We start from the raw sequence: 15962 nt of genomic DNA on the forward strand, positions 1-15962 counted from the left end.
ATCAGTTGTCAGTTTTAAGTTGTAAGTCGTCAGTGAGCGCATTGATGAATGTTTTCAATGACGTTATGTTTTTTAGTCCAGGTTGGGTCTCGAACCTACTGTTCACATCTATGGCGTAACAGTATTTTGATGCTGGACTCTTTTTAAATTCTTTCAAGTTTTGAACAGATTCCAAACCAATACCTCCACTTAAAAAGAAAGGCTTTTTGGATGGATAATTCCCCAAAATAGACCAATCGAAAGTATAACCATTTCCGCCTGGTAATTTTCCCTTGGTATCGAAAAGAAAGAAATCACAAACAGCCTCATAATCTTTCAAAATGGAAAAATCAAATTCGTCTTTGATGGAAAACACTTTGATGATTTCCGTATTTGTCAGGTCGAGCGCAGTCGAGACCTTATTTTGATCAATAACTTTCTGGTTTCTCGACTGCGCTCGAAATGACAGAAAGTTGGATTTTAAATCAGAGCAATACTGAACACTTTCGGTTCCATGCAACTGCACGGCATCCAATAGAAATTGGGCCACTTTTTCCAAAACTTTATCTAAGGGTGCATCCACAAAAACCCCCACTTTTTTAATGGATTTGGGTAATTCTGGCATCGTCCCCTCAAAAAAACGGGAGGAGGGTTCCCAGAAAATAAAGCCCAAGTAATCGGGTTGCAATTGTGCAACCTCGGTGGGATTATAGTTCATGCCGCAGACCTTTAGTTTCATAATCTTTATTTCGTCAGGTCGAGTATTTTGGAACTTGTTTCAAAATGTATCGAGACCATTTCACTTCTCGATACAATTTACCTTTGGTAAATCACTCGAAGTGACGTTATTTTTCTAATTCGTTAATAAATGTTTTTGCATTCGCACCTGGATCATCCGTTTTCATAAAATTCTCTCCAATCAAAAAACCTTCGTAACCGTATTCCTTTAAATCTCTGATTGCTTCAATAGAACTGATACCGCTTTCGGAAACTTTTACAAAATCATCGGGTATTTTTTGTGAGAGGGTTTTACTAGTGTCCAAACTCACCTCAAACGTTTTTAGGTTACGATTGTTTACGCCCAACATATCCAAACTTGGCATCAAGGATTTTTCCAGTTCTTGTTCGTTGTGTACTTCCAACAATACATCCAATCCCAAGCTTTTGGCCAATTCGGAAAAAGTTTTGATTTCTTCTCGGGTCAATATGGCTGCAATCAATAAAATCACATCGGCACCATAGGCTTTGGCTTCCACAATTTGGTATTCATCTATGATGAATTCTTTTCGCAACAAAGGATTGTTCACTGCTGCTCGGGCCAACACTAAATCGTCCAAAGAGCCTCCAAAATATTTTCCATCGGTTAATACCGACATCCCACTGACTCCTGCATCCGCATAACCTTTTACAACATCTTGCACATTCAGACTCTGGTTGATTACGGATTTTGATGGGCTACGTCTTTTATGTTCCGCAATAATTCCCGAATTGCTTTTACGTAACACTGCAGCCAATGAAACCGAAGTACGTTCCATGAGCAATGCGCTTTCCAATTGTGGAAGTGTTATCAAGGTTTTCTTTAAATCGACTTCCTTGCGTTTGTCGGATACTATTTTGTCTAGTATGTTCATTTTAATTTTTTGTCGTTCTGTAACTGTTCCAGAATCTTTTTTAAGTTATGGATTCCTGCTTTCGCAGGAATGACATAAGCTTTGTTGATTTTTAATTTTCATCCCGCACGGATGCTGAGCGAAGTCGAAGCACCATGCGTAATTTTTCATTCTGTTTCTGTTTTCGATTCCTGCTTTCGCAGGAATGACAATGATTTTGATTCATTGTTAAATGTCATCCCGCACTTGATGCGGGATCCATTAGGAATCCCAATTACTTGCTAAATCCTTCCATTTGGGATTATCTTTTTCAACCAAATCAATTTTCCATTGTCTTTTCCATTTCTTCAGTTGTTTCTCCCTGAGTATTGCTTCATTCACATTTTGATAAACTTCAAAATAAATTAATGTTTTGAGTCCGTACTTTTTTGTGAAACCCTCGACTCTACCACATTTATGTTCTAGTATTCTACGTTCTAAATTGTTTGTCATGCCAATATATAAGGTGCCATTTGGCATATTGGTTAAGATGTAAACATAATATTGATGAACGTTTTTAATCATTTGTTATATGGATTCCTGCTTTCTCAGGAATGACATTTAATCTTTTTAATCCCTGCTCAATTCCTGTAATTTCTTTAATGCTGATAAACCCTTACCACTCATCAATGATTCTTGGGCTTTTTCAAAACCTTGTCTTGGAGTTAATCCTTCAACGGTGGCAATGGCAACACCTGCATTGGCACAAACTACATTGTTTTGTGCTTCGGTACCTTTGCCTTGCAATACATTCATGAAAATCTGTGCAGATTCGGCAATATCCTCACCGCCTACAATTTCTTTTTGAGTTACTTTTTCCACTCCAAAATCTGCAGGTTTCAACATGGTCTCGGTGTGGTTAGAAATGGTCTTGGTGTCACCCGTCAACGAAATTTCATCGTAGCCATCCAAGGCATTTAAAATGGTGAATTTCTTATCGGTGTTCTGATATAGGTAGCCGTACATTCTGGCCAATTCCAAATTATAAACGCCAACCATCTGGTTCTTTGGAAATGCAGGATTCACCATTGGGCCCAACATATTGAAAAAGGTCTTTACTGCCAATTCCCTTCGGATAGGTGCCACATTTTTCATGGCTGGATGAAAAAGTGGCGCGTGTAACACACAAATGCCTGCTTCTTCAATGGTTTTCTTTAGAAAGTCGGCATCATTACTGAATTTGATGCCCAAAAATTCCATCACATTACTACTGCCACATTTGGATGAAACCCCATAATTTCCGTGTTTGGTCACATGGATTCCAGCTCCAGCCGTTACAAATGATGCCAAGGTGGATATATTAAAGGTGTCTTTGCCATCCCCTCCTGTACCGCAAAGGTCGATAGGATTGTAATCGGAAAGGTCTACTGCCAAACAAAGTTCCAAAAGGGCATCGCGGAAGCCCTCCAACTCCTCAATGGTGATACTTCGCATCATGTACACGGTTAAGAATGATGCAATTTGGGAGGTGTTGTAATCTCCCTTGGCAATGTTCACCAAAATTTGTTTGGCCTCTTCCTTGGGGAGTATTTCGTGATTAATGAGTTTGTTTAAGGTCTCTTTCATTTTCTTATTTTATTATTCCGTATGGATGCTTGGCGGAGTCGAAGCATGATGCGGAATCTTTTATTCAATTCAATTTATTTGAATTCTTGCTTTCCCTTCGACTACGCTCAGGGTACCGCAGGAATAATTTTTTTTTTGCTGTCCAACCAATTTTTAAGCATTTGCTTGCCTTCTGGCGTCAAAACCGATTCTGGGTGAAACTGAACAGCGGTTACATCATAGGTTTTATGATGTAGCGACATTACCTGTCCGTTTTCATCCACAGCAGTGGTTTCCAACTCTTCTGGTAAATCGGCATCCACAACCCAAGAATGGTAACGCCCCACCTGAAGTGTTTTGGGCATTCCTTTATAAATGGGGTCATCTTTAGTGACTGTAATCATGGTGTCCACACCGTGATACACTTTATCCAAATTTACCAAGGTGCCTCCAAAAACTTCACCAATCGCCTGTAATCCCAAACAAACTCCAAAAATTCGCTTGGTTGGTGCGTAAGTTTTGATGATTTCTTTCAACAACCCTGCTTCATCTGGGATTCCTGGCCCGGGGGACAAGACGATAAAGTCGAACGGTTCCACTTCGTCCAAAGTGAGTTGGTCGTTTCGTTTTACGGTGACTTCACAATCCAAATCTTCCAAATAGTGCACCAAATTGTAGGTGAAACTATCGTAGTTGTCTATCATTAAAATCTTTCTTCCCATGGTCTAGATTGTTTCGGCAATTTCCAAGGCCTTGGTCAATGCGCCTAGCTTGTTATAGGTTTCTTGTAATTCGTCTTCAGGGTTCGAGGCGGCTACCAATCCAGCTCCTGCCTGATAATACAATTCGTGGTTTTTGCTCAAAAAGGTTCGAATCATGATAGCGTGGTTAAAATTGCCTTCAAAATCCATAAAGCCTATGGCGCCACCGTAATAGGAGCGACTTGTTTTCTCATATTTTTCAATGAGCTGCATGGCCATATGTTTTGGAGCGCCACTCAAAGTCCCTGCCGGGAAAGTATCCGCTACCACCTTCATGGTGTTGATGTCTTTCTTTTTTTGTCCAGTAACCTTGGAAACCAAATGGATGACATGTGAGAAATATTGTACCTCACGATAGGTTTCCACGTTTACGGTATTTCCGTTTCTGCTAAGGTCGTTTCGGGCCAAGTCCACCAACATTACATGCTCGCTGTTCTCCTTGTCGTCCTGCGCCAGTTTTTTGGCGAGTTCGGCATCTTTTTCATCATTACCCGTACGTTTGTAGGTGCCTGCAATGGGGTGAATTTCTGCTTTCCCTTCCTTAACTATCAATTGTGCTTCTGGTGAACTACCAAATATTTTAAAATTGCCGTAATCGAAATAGAACAGGTAAGGGGAGGGGTTGATGGAACGCAGTGCTCGGTACACATTAAATTCGTCCCCTTTAAATTTTTGTTTGAATCTTTTGGAGAGCACCAATTGAAAAACATCCCCACGTTGACAATGCTTTTTGGCCAACTCTACGTGTGCTTTATATTCTTCATCCTTAAGGTTGGATTCTGGTTCCCCTTCTTTATTAAAATTATAGGAAGAAAACGTACGCACATTGAACAACTGTTCAATTTCATCCACATTGCTTTCTGAATCATAACAATGGGCAAACAGATAGGCCTCATTTTTAAAATGGTTGATGGCGATAATGTTTTTGTACACGGCATAATAAATATCTGGGATGCTAACAGAGTCCTCTTTTTTGGAAATCTTCACATCTTCAAAATAGCGAACCGCATCGTAGGCCATGTAACCGAACAGTCCGTTGTTGATGAACTTGAAATCGTTCTGAGCGACGGAAAACTTTTGGGAGAAATTGTGAATCACTTCGGTCACATCAACTTCTGGGGTGATTTCGGTGATTTCTTTGCTGCCATCTGGAAACCGTTGGGTAATGATTTCATTTTCTACCTTAATATAAGCGATAGGATTGCAGCAGATGTACGAAAAGCTATTGTCGTTGGCATGGTAGTCGCTACTTTCCAAAAGAATACTGTTCGGAAACTTATCCCGAATTTTAAGGTAAACGCTTACGGGCGTTATGGTGTCCGCAAGGATTTTTTTGAAGTGGGATGCTAATTTGTAATTCATCATTTTTGGTTAATCAAAGAAATAGGAGAGGTCTTCCCAATTTGGATTGAAATCGTTTATTAGGTTGATTTTCCAACTTCTATTCCATTTTTTTAGTTGTTTTTCTCTTCTTATTGCAGGCATTGGAAATTTGAATTTTTCATAGTAGACCAAGGTTGTTAAATTATAGCTACCAGCAAATTTGCTTCCGACACCATGTTTATGTCTGTACATTCTTTTTTTCAAGTCGTTAGTATAACCTATATAAATGGTTCCCAATTTCTTGTTCGAAATTATATAGACATAAAAACTCATTTTCAATTTTTAAGATTTCCGCCTCCGCGGAAATGATAATTAAAATTATAGCAAACAAAAAAGGCTTGTCGTGATGACAAGCCTCTTGTATGATTATAATGGGGACTTAGCTCACGACATTTGACGTAAGTTGCTCCACCACCAGTTATTTGCTGTAAATAATTTCATTGCTTCAAATATAGGGAGGAATTTTTAACTCAGCAATACCCTTTTGTTTTAAAAATGAGAATTGATATGAATGAATTTAAACTAAAGAGTTAGTTGATTTCTGGTTTTGTTTATTTTTGAGAGAACCCTAACACCAAATAGACTATGAATACCTTAACCAAAGCCCTAAATAGGTTTATTGTCATTTATTTTCTAATCTACATTTTTCCATTTCCATTGGATTATATCCCGTTTGTGGGAAAGTATGTTGCCAACTCGGTTCAATATTTTTGGGATTGGATATTGCCCATTATTTATGAAAGTGTTCTAGGTTTTGAAGATAAATTGGTATTGGAACCTACTGGAAGTGGTGATCGCAAAGTTGACTATTTGTTTTTGATGGTAAATTTTTTGCTTGCGCTAATGATCTCCATCGGAAGTTTGTTCTATTCTATTGAAGAAAAAAAAGAGAAAAAAATCCTTGCCTATTTTATAGTGGCGTTACGTTACTTTTTGGCTTTTACTATGTTCACTTATGGATTTGCCAAAGTGTTTTATTTGCAATTTTCCCAGCTCAGTTTATACAGTTTAGAGCAAACTTTTGGCAATTCGTCTCCCATGGGAATTTTATGGCGGTTTATGGGGTATTCTGAGCCCTACACAGTATTCACGGGAATACTAGAAGTGTTGGGAGGTATACTTCTAATTTGGAGACGGACTAAAGTCCTTGGAGCTATAATGTGTTTTGGAATCATGTTGAACGTCTTTGTATTGAATCTTTCCTATGACGTGCCTGTAAAATTGTTTTCATTGCATTTGACCCTTATGAGTTTGGTAATCTTAATGCCCGACTATAAAAATCTGATGAACTTCTTCTTTAAGGATACTCCATCAGAACCCATTATCCATCACCCTTATTTTAAAGTAAAAAGAAACGAAATCATTCGGTTGACTGTGAAGTATTTATTGGTTGGATTTGTACTTTTCAAGGGTGTGAAATCTGGTCTGGAACGACAATCGCAGTATGGGAAACGAGTTCCAGAACATAGTTTGTATGGTGTTTATGAGGTGCATCACTTTATTAAAAATGGAGATACAATATCATCCAACGATCCAATGCCATTAATGGGGTACCCCCAAAAATGGAAAAAGCTATTAATTGATAAAAGGGATAGTAGAATTATTTTGGTGGATGAGGAACAAAGGGCCATGAAGCATGAACTGGATACCATTTCCAAAACGTTTAGCATGACGGGTTATATGGATGAGAGTTTAAAATATGAATTCAACTATGAGCAAAAAGGAAACTGGCTTTATTTGAATTCAGAAAACGAAAACCATTCTTTAAAAATTAATCTTTTAAGAAAGAAGCGGGAAGATTATTATTTGGAAAGTCGTGGCTTTCATTGGATAAACGATTATCCAATGAACAGATAAAGGCATAAAATAAAAAATCCCGCCCAAATTTTTGGGCGGGATTTTTACACACTAAACATGAGTTGTCTACATCTGTAGATCAACTACCAAATCAAATTCGTCGTAGATCAATTTATCCTTGGCAGTACCAATGATTCCTGATCCGTATTTAACGTCGTACTTGGTTCTATCCACCTTCAATGTAGCAGTTGCTTTATCTCCGTAAACGGAAACATCAAAAGTTACAGGTTTGGTAGTACCTTTTATAGTAAGGTCACCAGTTACGGCATACGAATTTTTACCGGTTGATTTCACTTTAGTGAAAACTAATTTGGCTGTTGGGTGGTTGGCAGTGCCAAAAAAGTCATCAGACTTTAAATGGCCATCCAATTTACCTTTGTAATCGCCTTCCAAATCGGTGGTATTGATGCTGTTCATGTCTACCACAAACTCGCCCCCTGTCAATTTTTCACCGTCAAATTGCAAAGCACCTGATTTTAGGGAGATAGTTCCATTATGGGAACCACCAACCTTGTAGCCTTTCCAAGTCACGGTACTTTCAGAAGTCTTTACTTCTTTGGTTACTTTCTCGATAGGATTTGCGATTGCAGATGCTCCAAAAAGGGTGACCAATGCTAAACTTAAAATTGTCTTTTTCATGATTGTTTTAATTATCTGTTTTTAATTGTAATTGATTGTTTATTAAATAATGGTAAATAATTCTTCTTTTGATTTACGAACCTTGGCATAATGCTGAGTGTCGTCTTCTTCTGAACGATAACCAATGGGCAGAACAACTGCAGCCGAAAGGTTTCTTTCAGTAAGCCCTAAAATTTCATTGTATTGCTCCGCTTCAAACCCTTCCATTGGGCAGGCGTCAATTTTTAATTCGGCCGCAGCTTGGATCGTGTTGGCAAAAGCGATATAAGCTTGCTTGGTTGTCCAGGTGTTTTTAAAATCCGTTGGAAGGTTGGTCAATTTTGACTTCATAAAGTCAGCATACCCATTCAAGTCTTCTAAACGAATTCCACGGGTTTCACTCACATTTGTAATGTAATCATCCACCAATTCATCACCAAAATCAGTGAAATTGGCAAAAACAATGATGTGCGAAGCGTCGGTAATCTGAGATTGGTCCCAGGAAGCCGGTTTTAATTTCTCCTTGGTTTCCTGGTCAGATATTACCAAAATATGATAAGGTTGAAGACCAAATGAGGAAACGCTCAAACGGGTAGCTTCCAATAAGGTGTTCAAATCTTCTTCGGATACTTTTTTAGCGGCATCAAACTTTTTGGTGGCGTATCGCCATGTTCTATTTTCAAGTACAGTACTCACTTTATCTTCTATTGCTGTGTTCATTCTGTTTAAAATTTATCTAATAATTCATTTAATTTTTCTAAATCTTCTTTGTTGAAATTTTGATAGATTTCTTCATGGGCCTGCTCCAAGGAAGCATCCATTTGTTCCAGTGCCTTAAGGCCCGATTCTGTAATTACAATCTCAACTTTTCTTCTATTGGATGGACAAACGGTTCGCTCTACAAATCCTTTGATTAATAATTTATCAACCAATCGCGTGGTATTGCTCATCTTTGTCACCATGCGCTCATTTAAAGTGGATAAGTTGGCTGGTTTTCCTTTTTGCCCCCTTAATATGCGTAGCACATTAAATTGCTGAAGGGAAACTTCAAAGGGTTTTAGGGCATTGTTCATGATTTCGTTGATTTTATTGTGTACCAACTGCATATGAATCAATGTTCTAGGTTCCAACGGAATCTTCTTTGAGGTTTTTATAATATCTTCAACATTCATGTCTAAACAATATTTGTCTATACAAATGTAATTGTTTATTTCACTTCCGTACAAGGATTTATTCGATAAATTTTTGTTAAACAATGGGAATTGGTGTGGTCACTTTGTATTTTTAATGATGTAAAACACAGATAATGAATAGGTTATTTATCCTTTTTGCCATATTGGTATTGAGTTTCAGCTGCAAAGAACAAAAGGCGGAAATTAAGGAGGTCGCGGAGTCTACTTCAAATCAAACTCAGACTGAAAAAACAGATGAAAGGGCAGATGTTAATATTCCCGTCTTTGATTTTGATGCACTTGAACCCATGTTGTACAAAGATGATGGCAATACCTATATCGTTAATTTCTGGGCAACCTGGTGTCAACCCTGCATTGCCGAAATGCCATTTTTTGAACAAGTATATGCCGAGCAAAAAGATAATAATGTGAGGGTAATCCTTGTAAACTTGGATATGCCCAATATGTGGAAATCCAGATTGGAACCTTATGTGGAAAAGAATAATATTCAATCGGAGGTGGTGATTTTAGATGATCCCAAACAAAACGAATGGATTCCAAAGGTTTCAGAAGAGTGGGGTGGAGCCATCCCCGCTACCTTAATATATAATAAGGATAAACGCAGCTTTTATGAGCGGGGTTTTACCTATGAAGAATTGAATGAAGAATTAAGCAAGTTCACCAATTAAAATACGGTCTATGAAAACAAATAAAATACTAGGTATAGTGGCCCTTTTGTTGCTCGTTGGAGCATCATTGGCCATGGGAGTAATAAGTTCAGACGAAGTAAACCCTTTGGGTGAAGGATATCAAGTAGGGGATATCGCTGCCGATTTCTCCCTCAAAAATGTGGATGGAAAAATGGTGTCCCTTTCAGATTATAAAAATGCAAAAGGGTATTTGGTCATTTTTACCTGTAATACATGCCCGTATGCCCAAGCCTATGAGGATAGAATTATTGCGCTGGATGCCAAATACAAACCTCAAGGAGTTCCTGTGGTGGCCATAATGCCGAACAATCCATCCAAGCAACCAGGTGATAGCTTCGGTAAAATGAAGGAGCGCGCTTCAAAAAAAGGGTTTTCGTTTCCCTATTTATTGGATGAGGGGCAAAAGGTGTATCCGCAATATGGGGCTACCCGAACACCCCATGTATTTTTATTGGAAAAAACAGCAAAAGGAAATGTGGTAAAATATATTGGCGCCATTGATGATAACTACCAAGATGCCGCAAGTGTAGATGAAAAATTTGTTGAAAATGCGGTGGACGCCATGCTGGCAGGGAAAGAAATTCCGTTAAAAACCACAAAGGCCATTGGCTGCGGCATAAAAGCTTGATCTAAAACATAAAATAGATTACTATCCGGGGTAATGCTCCGGATTTTGTGTGTAGTGGAATTGCCATCCATTAAAATCTCGTCAACCTCAACTAGTTTCAGGTGCTCATCTGCTTGTACTTAAATGGTGCATAAGATTCCGAATTAAATTCGGAACGCTCCCATTGACATTCATTTCATATTAATTCATTTATTTTGTAGCCATCTAAATTGAATAAAATGTCAGATTTATCACAAGAAGAGTGGGCGGAGCAATTGCAAAACGATGACAACGCCATTATTTTGGATGTAAGAACTCCCGAAGAAGTAGAAGAAGGATTTATTCCCGGTTCCATTAATATCGATATTTATTTGGGTCAGGAATTTTTGGAGGAAGTGGACAAGTTGGACAAGTCCAAGAACTTTTACGTGTACTGCAGGTCAGGTAACCGAAGTGGTCAGGCTTGTGCCATTATGAACAGTATTGGAATAGAGAATGCATATAATTTGGAAGGTGGCTTTATGAACTGGGAAGGAGACGTGGAAGAGTAGACAGGCACCCTCCATCAATCCCAAATCGATGCGAGAAGACCTACTATATTTTATTTGGAAGCACAACAAGCTTGCAGCAAAACCATTGTGTACAGGCAAAAAGGAAAAAGTGGTAATCAAATCACCCGGTTTCCAGAACAAATTGGCCGGCCCCGATTTTTTCAATGCCCAAGTTGAAATCGACGGACAGCTTTGGGCGGGTAATGTAGAGATGCACCTCAAATCTTCCGATTGGTACGTGCACCATCACGAAACCGATGAAAATTACAACAATGTCATCCTCCATGTGGTATGGGAAGATGACATTGCTGTTTTTAGAAAGGACGGCACTCAAATCCCCACCTTGGAAATCAAACAATTTGTTTCATCCGAACTATTGGAGAGCTACCAAGGCCTATTTGAAAAGAGCAAAGGCTCTTTTATTATTTGTGAAAAGAACTTTGGCGCTGTTGATGGTTTTCTTTTTGAAAATTGGCTCCATCGTTTGTACATCGAGCGGCTGGAAGAAAAATCCAAATTGGTTTTTGAATTGCTGGAAAAATCCAAGAACGATTGGGAAGCAGTGTTGTTTGTTATGTTGGCCAAGAATTTCGGTTCCAAAGTAAATGGGTCTTATTTTTTAGACCGAGCAAAACAATTGGATTTTTCCTTGGTTCGAAAAGCTTCAAACAATCCTTTACAATTGGAAGCTTTGTTTTTTGGCCATTTTGGACTTTTAGGGATTGAATGCTCCGATACTTATTTCATTCAACTTAAAAAGGAGTATGAATATTTGGTCCGAAAGTTTGAATTGTCAACCCCTTCGGAAAAACCGAATTTCTTTGGATTACGTCCTGCAAACTTTCCCACCATCAGAATTTCACAATTGGTCACTATATATAAAGGTAAACATCAGTTGTTTGCCCATTTAATGGGTTTGAAAACTAAGGAGCAAGTGTATGAAACCTTTCAAGTGGATGCTGGAGCTTATTGGGAAGACCATTTTACCTTTGGTAAGATGTCTAAAAAAAGTAAAAAGCGCTTGTCAAAATCCTTTGTCGATTTGATGATCATAAATACGTTGGTACCCCTTCGATTTTGTTATGCCAAGCACTTGGGGCAAGATGCTCCTGAAGATTTAATGGAACTAATAACACAGGTCGATTCTGAACAAAATTCCATCATAAAAAATTTTGACGCATTGGGGACAGCCACTAAAAATGCGATGGAGAGTCAAGCCAAACTCACCCTCTACCAATCGTACTGCACAAAAAATAAATGCCTGCAATGTGCCGTTGGTGCGCATTTATTGAATAGAAATACATAATTTTAGCTATGTCTTTATTTTATAATACCCTTTATTATTTTCAAAAGCGAGGTTTCGAGGTGTGCAGACGCATCGCGGAACGGCTTGGTATTCGTGCCCGGGTGGTACGAACCAGTTTTATCTACCTTACTTTTGTAACCTTGGGATTTGGCTTCGCCCTATACCTATTTATTGCATTTTGGCTTCGCATAAAAGATTTGATCTACACCAAACGAACCTCTGTTTTTGACCTTTAGTCTATGATTCGATTACTTCGTTCCAAAATACTGCTGGCACTTTCCTTAATGGTTACAGTGCTCGTATTTGGTGTGATTGGGTACAAATTGATTTCCGATTTTACGTGGATAGAAGCTTTGTACATGACCATCATTACGGTGACCACCGTAGGGTTTTCGGAAGTAAGGCCCCTTGACTCGGATGCAAAGATTTTTACTGTATTTTTAATTGTAACCAGTGTTTTTATTTTTGGTTTTGCCATTTCGGTGGTTTCGGAATATATCTTGGGTCGAAATCAGCTCGAACTCTTAAAAAAGAAAAAAGTGAAAAAGCAAATAGACAATTTAACCAACCATGTTGTGGTTTGCGGATTTGGTAGAAATGGTATGCAGGCGGCCGAAAAGCTAATGGCCTACAAAAAACCTTTCGTGGTGATAGAAAAGGATAAGGAAATTATTGAACGTCATGAAGAGGAAATACTTTTTGTAGAGGGTGATGCCAATGAGGACGAGGTATTGTTACAAGCGGGAATCGACCGTGCCCAATATTTGATCACTGCCGTGCCCGATGATGCCGCAAATTTGTTTATTGTGCTTTCCGCAAGACAGCTTAATAAAAATTTATTTATAATAAGCAGGGCCTCTCAAATCACTTCGGTGAAAAAGTTACAATTTGCAGGAGCCGACAAAGTGATTATGCCCGATAAAATAGGAGGCGATCATATGGCTTCATTGGTTGTAATGCCCGATCTAATTACTTTCTTGGACCAACTCTCCGTGGAAGGGGAGCATACTACCAATTTGGAAGAAGTCAGTATTGAAGATTTTACCGATCAGATGGATTGTAATTCGTTACGCGATTTGGATTTGCGAAGAAAAACGGGTTGCACCATTATAGGTTACATTGATCCTCACGGCAAATACATCATCAACCCCGAAGCAGATATGGTTTTGCAGCCCAAAAGCAAGGTAATTGTATTGGGTAGACCCGAGCAAATCAGAAAACTCAACGAAATGTTTCAGATTGGCTAGTTTAACAATCATTAATTTTTTTCCGTTGAAATTTTTTAGGATATTGGGGCCTTTACAAAAAACTAACATAACCAAAACAATATGATGAAGTATAAACTTCTTACCTTACTTAGTTTTATGCTACCCTTTCTTTCTTTCGCTCAAGAAAGTACCTCGGAAAAAATCGATGCTGTTTTTTCCAAATACACAAGCTGGTTCGTTGATGCCATTTTTTATGAAATCCCATTCACGGATACCTTTCAACTTCCTTGGGTGTTAATTGTATTGGTTGGTGGTGCGTTGTACTTTACCATTTACTTTAAGTTGATCAACATTACCGGTTTTTGGACAGCGATCAAAGTGGTTCAAGGTAAATATGAAGACATTGAAAAGCATGGTGTAGATCACTTATACGGCGATGTGGCCGAAGAACATGATTTACCTGGTACCTTAAGGGATGAATCAGCCCACGGTGAAGTTTCCCACTTTCAAGCTTTAACTGCGGCCCTTTCTGCCACGGTAGGATTGGGGAATATTGCAGGTGTGGCCGTTGCCCTTTCCATTGGTGGTCCAGGGGCTACCTTCTGGATGATTTTGGCAGGACTTTTAGGGATGGCCTCCAAATTTGCGGAATGTACCCTTGGGGTAAAATACCGGGATGTAGGTGAAGATGGAACCGTTTACGGTGGTCCCATGTACTATTTGACCAAAGGGCTTAGTGAAAAAAATATTGGAAAATTTGGTAAGGTGCTAGCCGTACTATTTGCCATTTTCGTGATCGGTGGTTCTTTTGGTGGAGGAAACATGTTCCAAGCCAACCAAGCTGCCGCACAGTTTGTAGAACTATTTAGTTTAACAAGTGATAATGCTGGATTGTATTTCGGAATTGGAATGGCTGTTTTGGTAGCCGTAGTGATTATCGGTGGTATCAAAAGGATTGCTTCCGTAACCGAAAAAATTGTTCCTTTTATGGCGGGTATCTATGTATTGGCGGCCCTTATTATTTTAGGAGCCAATTTCTCATTGATCGATAACGCTTTTGGATTGATTTTCGAAGGGGCTTTCTCTGGATTGGGAATTGCCGGTGGTTTGATCGGTGTAATGATCCAGGGTATTAGAAGAGGGGCATTCTCCAACGAAGCGGGTGTAGGTTCTGCAGCAATTGCGCACTCGGCAGTACGTACAAAGTATCCTGCGAGCGAAGGTATTGTAGCCTTGTTGGAGCCATTTGTGGATACGGTTGTAATCTGTACCATGACGGCTTTAGTGATTATCATCACCAACTACGATGCAGGTTTCTTGGAATATGGAACTGAAATCACTGAAGGTGTGGAAATCACTGCCACTGCTTTTGATACGGTAATTCCTCACTTCTCCATTGTTTTGACCATTGCGGTTATCTTGTTTGCCTTCTCCACCATGATTTCATGGTCTTACTATGGCATGCAAGGTTGGATGTTCCTTTTCGGAAAAAGTAAAGCAAGTGACTTGGCTTACAAAATCCTATTCTTGATTTTCGTAGTGATTGGAGCTTCCATTAGTCTTGGTTCGGTAATCGATTTCTCCGATGCCATGATCTTTGCGATGGTTGTGCCTAATATAATAGGTGTGATATTGCTTACACCTGTAGTTAGAAAAGAATTGAACAAATACATGAACGCCATCAATAAGAAGGAAGTTGCCCTTGAAGAAGGAGCAGAGGACTTGGCGGATAAAATGTGATAACTTTATATATGAAATTTAAATCCCACTTCAGGTTCAATAAACAAGAACGGAGTGGGATTTTCTTTTTGTTGTTGATTCTGGTCAGCTTTCAAGCTGGTTATTTCTACTTAAAGGCAAAGCCTTTTTTTGGACCAACCCATTTTGTACTCAATGAAGTTGAGCAAGCACAATTGGATAGTCTGCGAGCTCAATTGGCGATAAATGAGGTGAAAGTTTTCACCTTCAACCCCAATTTTATTTCCGATTATAAAGGGTACACTTTAGGTATGTCGCCCGAGGAACTGGATAGGCTACACACATATCGAGAACAAGGTAAGTTCATAAATTCTACTGAGGAGTTTCAACAAGTAACACAAATCTCGGATTCCCTGCTGCGAGCTATTTCTCCTTTATTTAAATTTCCAACATGGGTAGATTATCGTCAGTCTTCCAAAAACAAAAGAACTACAACCAAAAAATCGGTGGTTGTAAAGGATTTGAATAAGGTCACAGCCGAAGAATTGGAAAGTGTGTATGGTATTGGTGCCACACTTTCAAAAAGAATAATAAAATTCCGTGACCGTTTGGGCGGCTTTCTGGTCGATGAACAGTTGTACGATGTTTATGGGTTGCCACCTGAAGTTGTTCAAAATACTTTACGGAAATTTCATGTGATAGAAGTGCCTTCGGTCCCTAAAATCAATCTAAACCAAGCAGATGTATCACAACTATCTGCATTAATTTATATCCCCAAATCCCTTGCTTACACTATTGTGGATTATCGCAATGCAAATGGTCCCTTTACCTCAATTCAAGATTTAAGCAAGGTGGATGGATTTCCAACCGAAAAACTAGATAGAATAGCTTTATATTTGTCGCTTTAAAATAGGAGGT

Annotated in this window: 19 protein-coding genes; 9 read left to right on the forward strand and 10 right to left on the reverse strand. The window is 38.9% G+C overall.

The window, feature by feature from the left end:
* Position 1: 1 nt before the first annotated feature.
* The 7 genes from ABT310_RS10280 to ABT310_RS10310 form a co-directional block, all read right to left on the reverse strand.
* A complete protein-coding gene (locus ABT310_RS10280; protein WP_375323817.1) occupies positions 2 to 718 on the reverse strand; it encodes a phosphoribosylanthranilate isomerase in 717 nt (238 codons plus the stop codon).
* Between the two features lie 106 nt (positions 719 to 824).
* A complete protein-coding gene (gene trpC, locus ABT310_RS10285) occupies positions 825 to 1610 on the reverse strand; it encodes an indole-3-glycerol phosphate synthase TrpC (RefSeq protein WP_375323818.1) in 786 nt (261 codons plus the stop codon).
* A 240-nt stretch (positions 1611 to 1850) separates the two neighbouring features.
* The gene (locus tag ABT310_RS10290; protein ID WP_375323819.1) at positions 1851 to 2153 is read right to left on the reverse strand and encodes a GIY-YIG nuclease family protein; all 303 of its coding nucleotides are present in this window, start codon (positions 2151 to 2153) and stop codon (positions 1851 to 1853) included.
* A gap of 45 nt (positions 2154 to 2198) precedes the next feature.
* A complete protein-coding gene (gene trpD, locus ABT310_RS10295; RefSeq protein ID WP_375323820.1) occupies positions 2199 to 3194 on the reverse strand; it encodes an anthranilate phosphoribosyltransferase in 996 nt (331 codons plus the stop codon).
* Between the two features lie 107 nt (positions 3195 to 3301).
* Positions 3302 to 3895, reverse strand: coding sequence for an anthranilate synthase component II (locus ABT310_RS10300; RefSeq protein ID WP_375323821.1), 594 nt, complete (start codon positions 3893 to 3895; stop codon positions 3302 to 3304).
* Between the two features lie 3 nt (positions 3896 to 3898).
* Complete coding sequence (locus ABT310_RS10305) at positions 3899 to 5296, reverse strand: anthranilate synthase component I family protein (RefSeq protein ID WP_375326171.1); 1398 nt, start codon at positions 5294 to 5296, stop codon at positions 3899 to 3901.
* 9 nt (positions 5297 to 5305) lie between these two features.
* Entirely contained in the window at positions 5306 to 5590 is a 285-nt protein-coding gene (locus ABT310_RS10310; RefSeq protein ID WP_375323822.1) for a GIY-YIG nuclease family protein, read from the reverse strand.
* 312 nt (positions 5591 to 5902) lie between these two features.
* Here ABT310_RS10310 and ABT310_RS10315 point away from each other — a divergent pair, with 312 nt between their 5' ends.
* Positions 5903 to 7174, forward strand: a complete 1272-nt coding sequence (locus ABT310_RS10315) for a DoxX family protein (protein WP_375323823.1) — start codon at positions 5903 to 5905, stop codon at positions 7172 to 7174.
* A gap of 66 nt (positions 7175 to 7240) precedes the next feature.
* On the opposite strand, the gene ABT310_RS10320 is transcribed toward ABT310_RS10315, so the two are convergent.
* The 3 genes from ABT310_RS10320 to ABT310_RS10330 are packed head-to-tail and all read right to left on the reverse strand — an operon-like array spanning position 7241 to position 8964.
* Complete coding sequence (locus ABT310_RS10320) at positions 7241 to 7813, reverse strand: YceI family protein (protein ID WP_375323824.1); 573 nt, start codon at positions 7811 to 7813, stop codon at positions 7241 to 7243.
* Positions 7814 to 7855: 42 nt separating this feature from the next.
* On the reverse strand, positions 7856 to 8512 hold the full coding sequence (locus tag ABT310_RS10325) for an NAD(P)H-dependent oxidoreductase (protein ID WP_375323825.1): 657 nt from the start codon (positions 8510 to 8512) through the stop codon (positions 7856 to 7858).
* A gap of 5 nt (positions 8513 to 8517) precedes the next feature.
* Positions 8518 to 8964: a MarR family winged helix-turn-helix transcriptional regulator gene (locus tag ABT310_RS10330; protein ID WP_375323826.1), complete on the reverse strand. Its 447-nt coding sequence runs from the start codon at positions 8962 to 8964 to the stop codon at positions 8518 to 8520.
* A 134-nt stretch (positions 8965 to 9098) separates the two neighbouring features.
* Here ABT310_RS10330 and ABT310_RS10335 point away from each other — a divergent pair, with 134 nt between their 5' ends.
* The 8 genes from ABT310_RS10335 (at position 9099) to ABT310_RS10370 (ending at position 15952) form a co-directional block, all read left to right on the forward strand.
* The gene (locus ABT310_RS10335) at positions 9099 to 9653 is read left to right on the forward strand and encodes a TlpA disulfide reductase family protein (RefSeq protein ID WP_375323827.1); all 555 of its coding nucleotides are present in this window, start codon (positions 9099 to 9101) and stop codon (positions 9651 to 9653) included.
* Positions 9654 to 9663: 10 nt separating this feature from the next.
* The gene (locus ABT310_RS10340; protein ID WP_375323828.1) at positions 9664 to 10302 is read left to right on the forward strand and encodes a thioredoxin family protein; all 639 of its coding nucleotides are present in this window, start codon (positions 9664 to 9666) and stop codon (positions 10300 to 10302) included.
* 218 nt (positions 10303 to 10520) lie between these two features.
* Complete coding sequence (locus tag ABT310_RS10345) at positions 10521 to 10832, forward strand: rhodanese-like domain-containing protein (RefSeq protein WP_285648849.1); 312 nt, start codon at positions 10521 to 10523, stop codon at positions 10830 to 10832.
* A gap of 28 nt (positions 10833 to 10860) precedes the next feature.
* The gene (locus ABT310_RS10350) at positions 10861 to 12138 is read left to right on the forward strand and encodes a DUF2851 family protein (protein WP_375323829.1); all 1278 of its coding nucleotides are present in this window, start codon (positions 10861 to 10863) and stop codon (positions 12136 to 12138) included.
* 8 nt (positions 12139 to 12146) lie between these two features.
* Complete coding sequence (locus ABT310_RS10355) at positions 12147 to 12374, forward strand: PspC domain-containing protein (protein ID WP_014033469.1); 228 nt, start codon at positions 12147 to 12149, stop codon at positions 12372 to 12374.
* A 3-nt stretch (positions 12375 to 12377) separates the two neighbouring features.
* Positions 12378 to 13385 carry a potassium channel family protein gene (locus tag ABT310_RS10360; protein ID WP_375323830.1) on the forward strand — a complete coding sequence of 336 codons (1008 nt, stop codon included), beginning with the start codon at positions 12378 to 12380 and terminating at the stop codon, positions 13383 to 13385.
* A gap of 84 nt (positions 13386 to 13469) precedes the next feature.
* Positions 13470 to 15086 (forward strand): alanine/glycine:cation symporter family protein, encoded by a 1617-nt coding sequence (locus tag ABT310_RS10365; RefSeq protein ID WP_375326172.1) that lies wholly within the window; start codon positions 13470 to 13472, stop codon positions 15084 to 15086.
* Positions 15087 to 15097: 11 nt separating this feature from the next.
* A complete protein-coding gene (locus tag ABT310_RS10370) occupies positions 15098 to 15952 on the forward strand; it encodes a ComEA family DNA-binding protein (RefSeq protein ID WP_375323831.1) in 855 nt (284 codons plus the stop codon).
* Positions 15953 to 15962: the final 10 nt, after the last annotated feature.

Origin of the sequence: Flagellimonas cixiensis (genome assembly GCF_042134615.1) — a bacterium.
Lineage (GTDB): Bacteria > Bacteroidota > Bacteroidia > Flavobacteriales > Flavobacteriaceae > Flagellimonas > Flagellimonas cixiensis.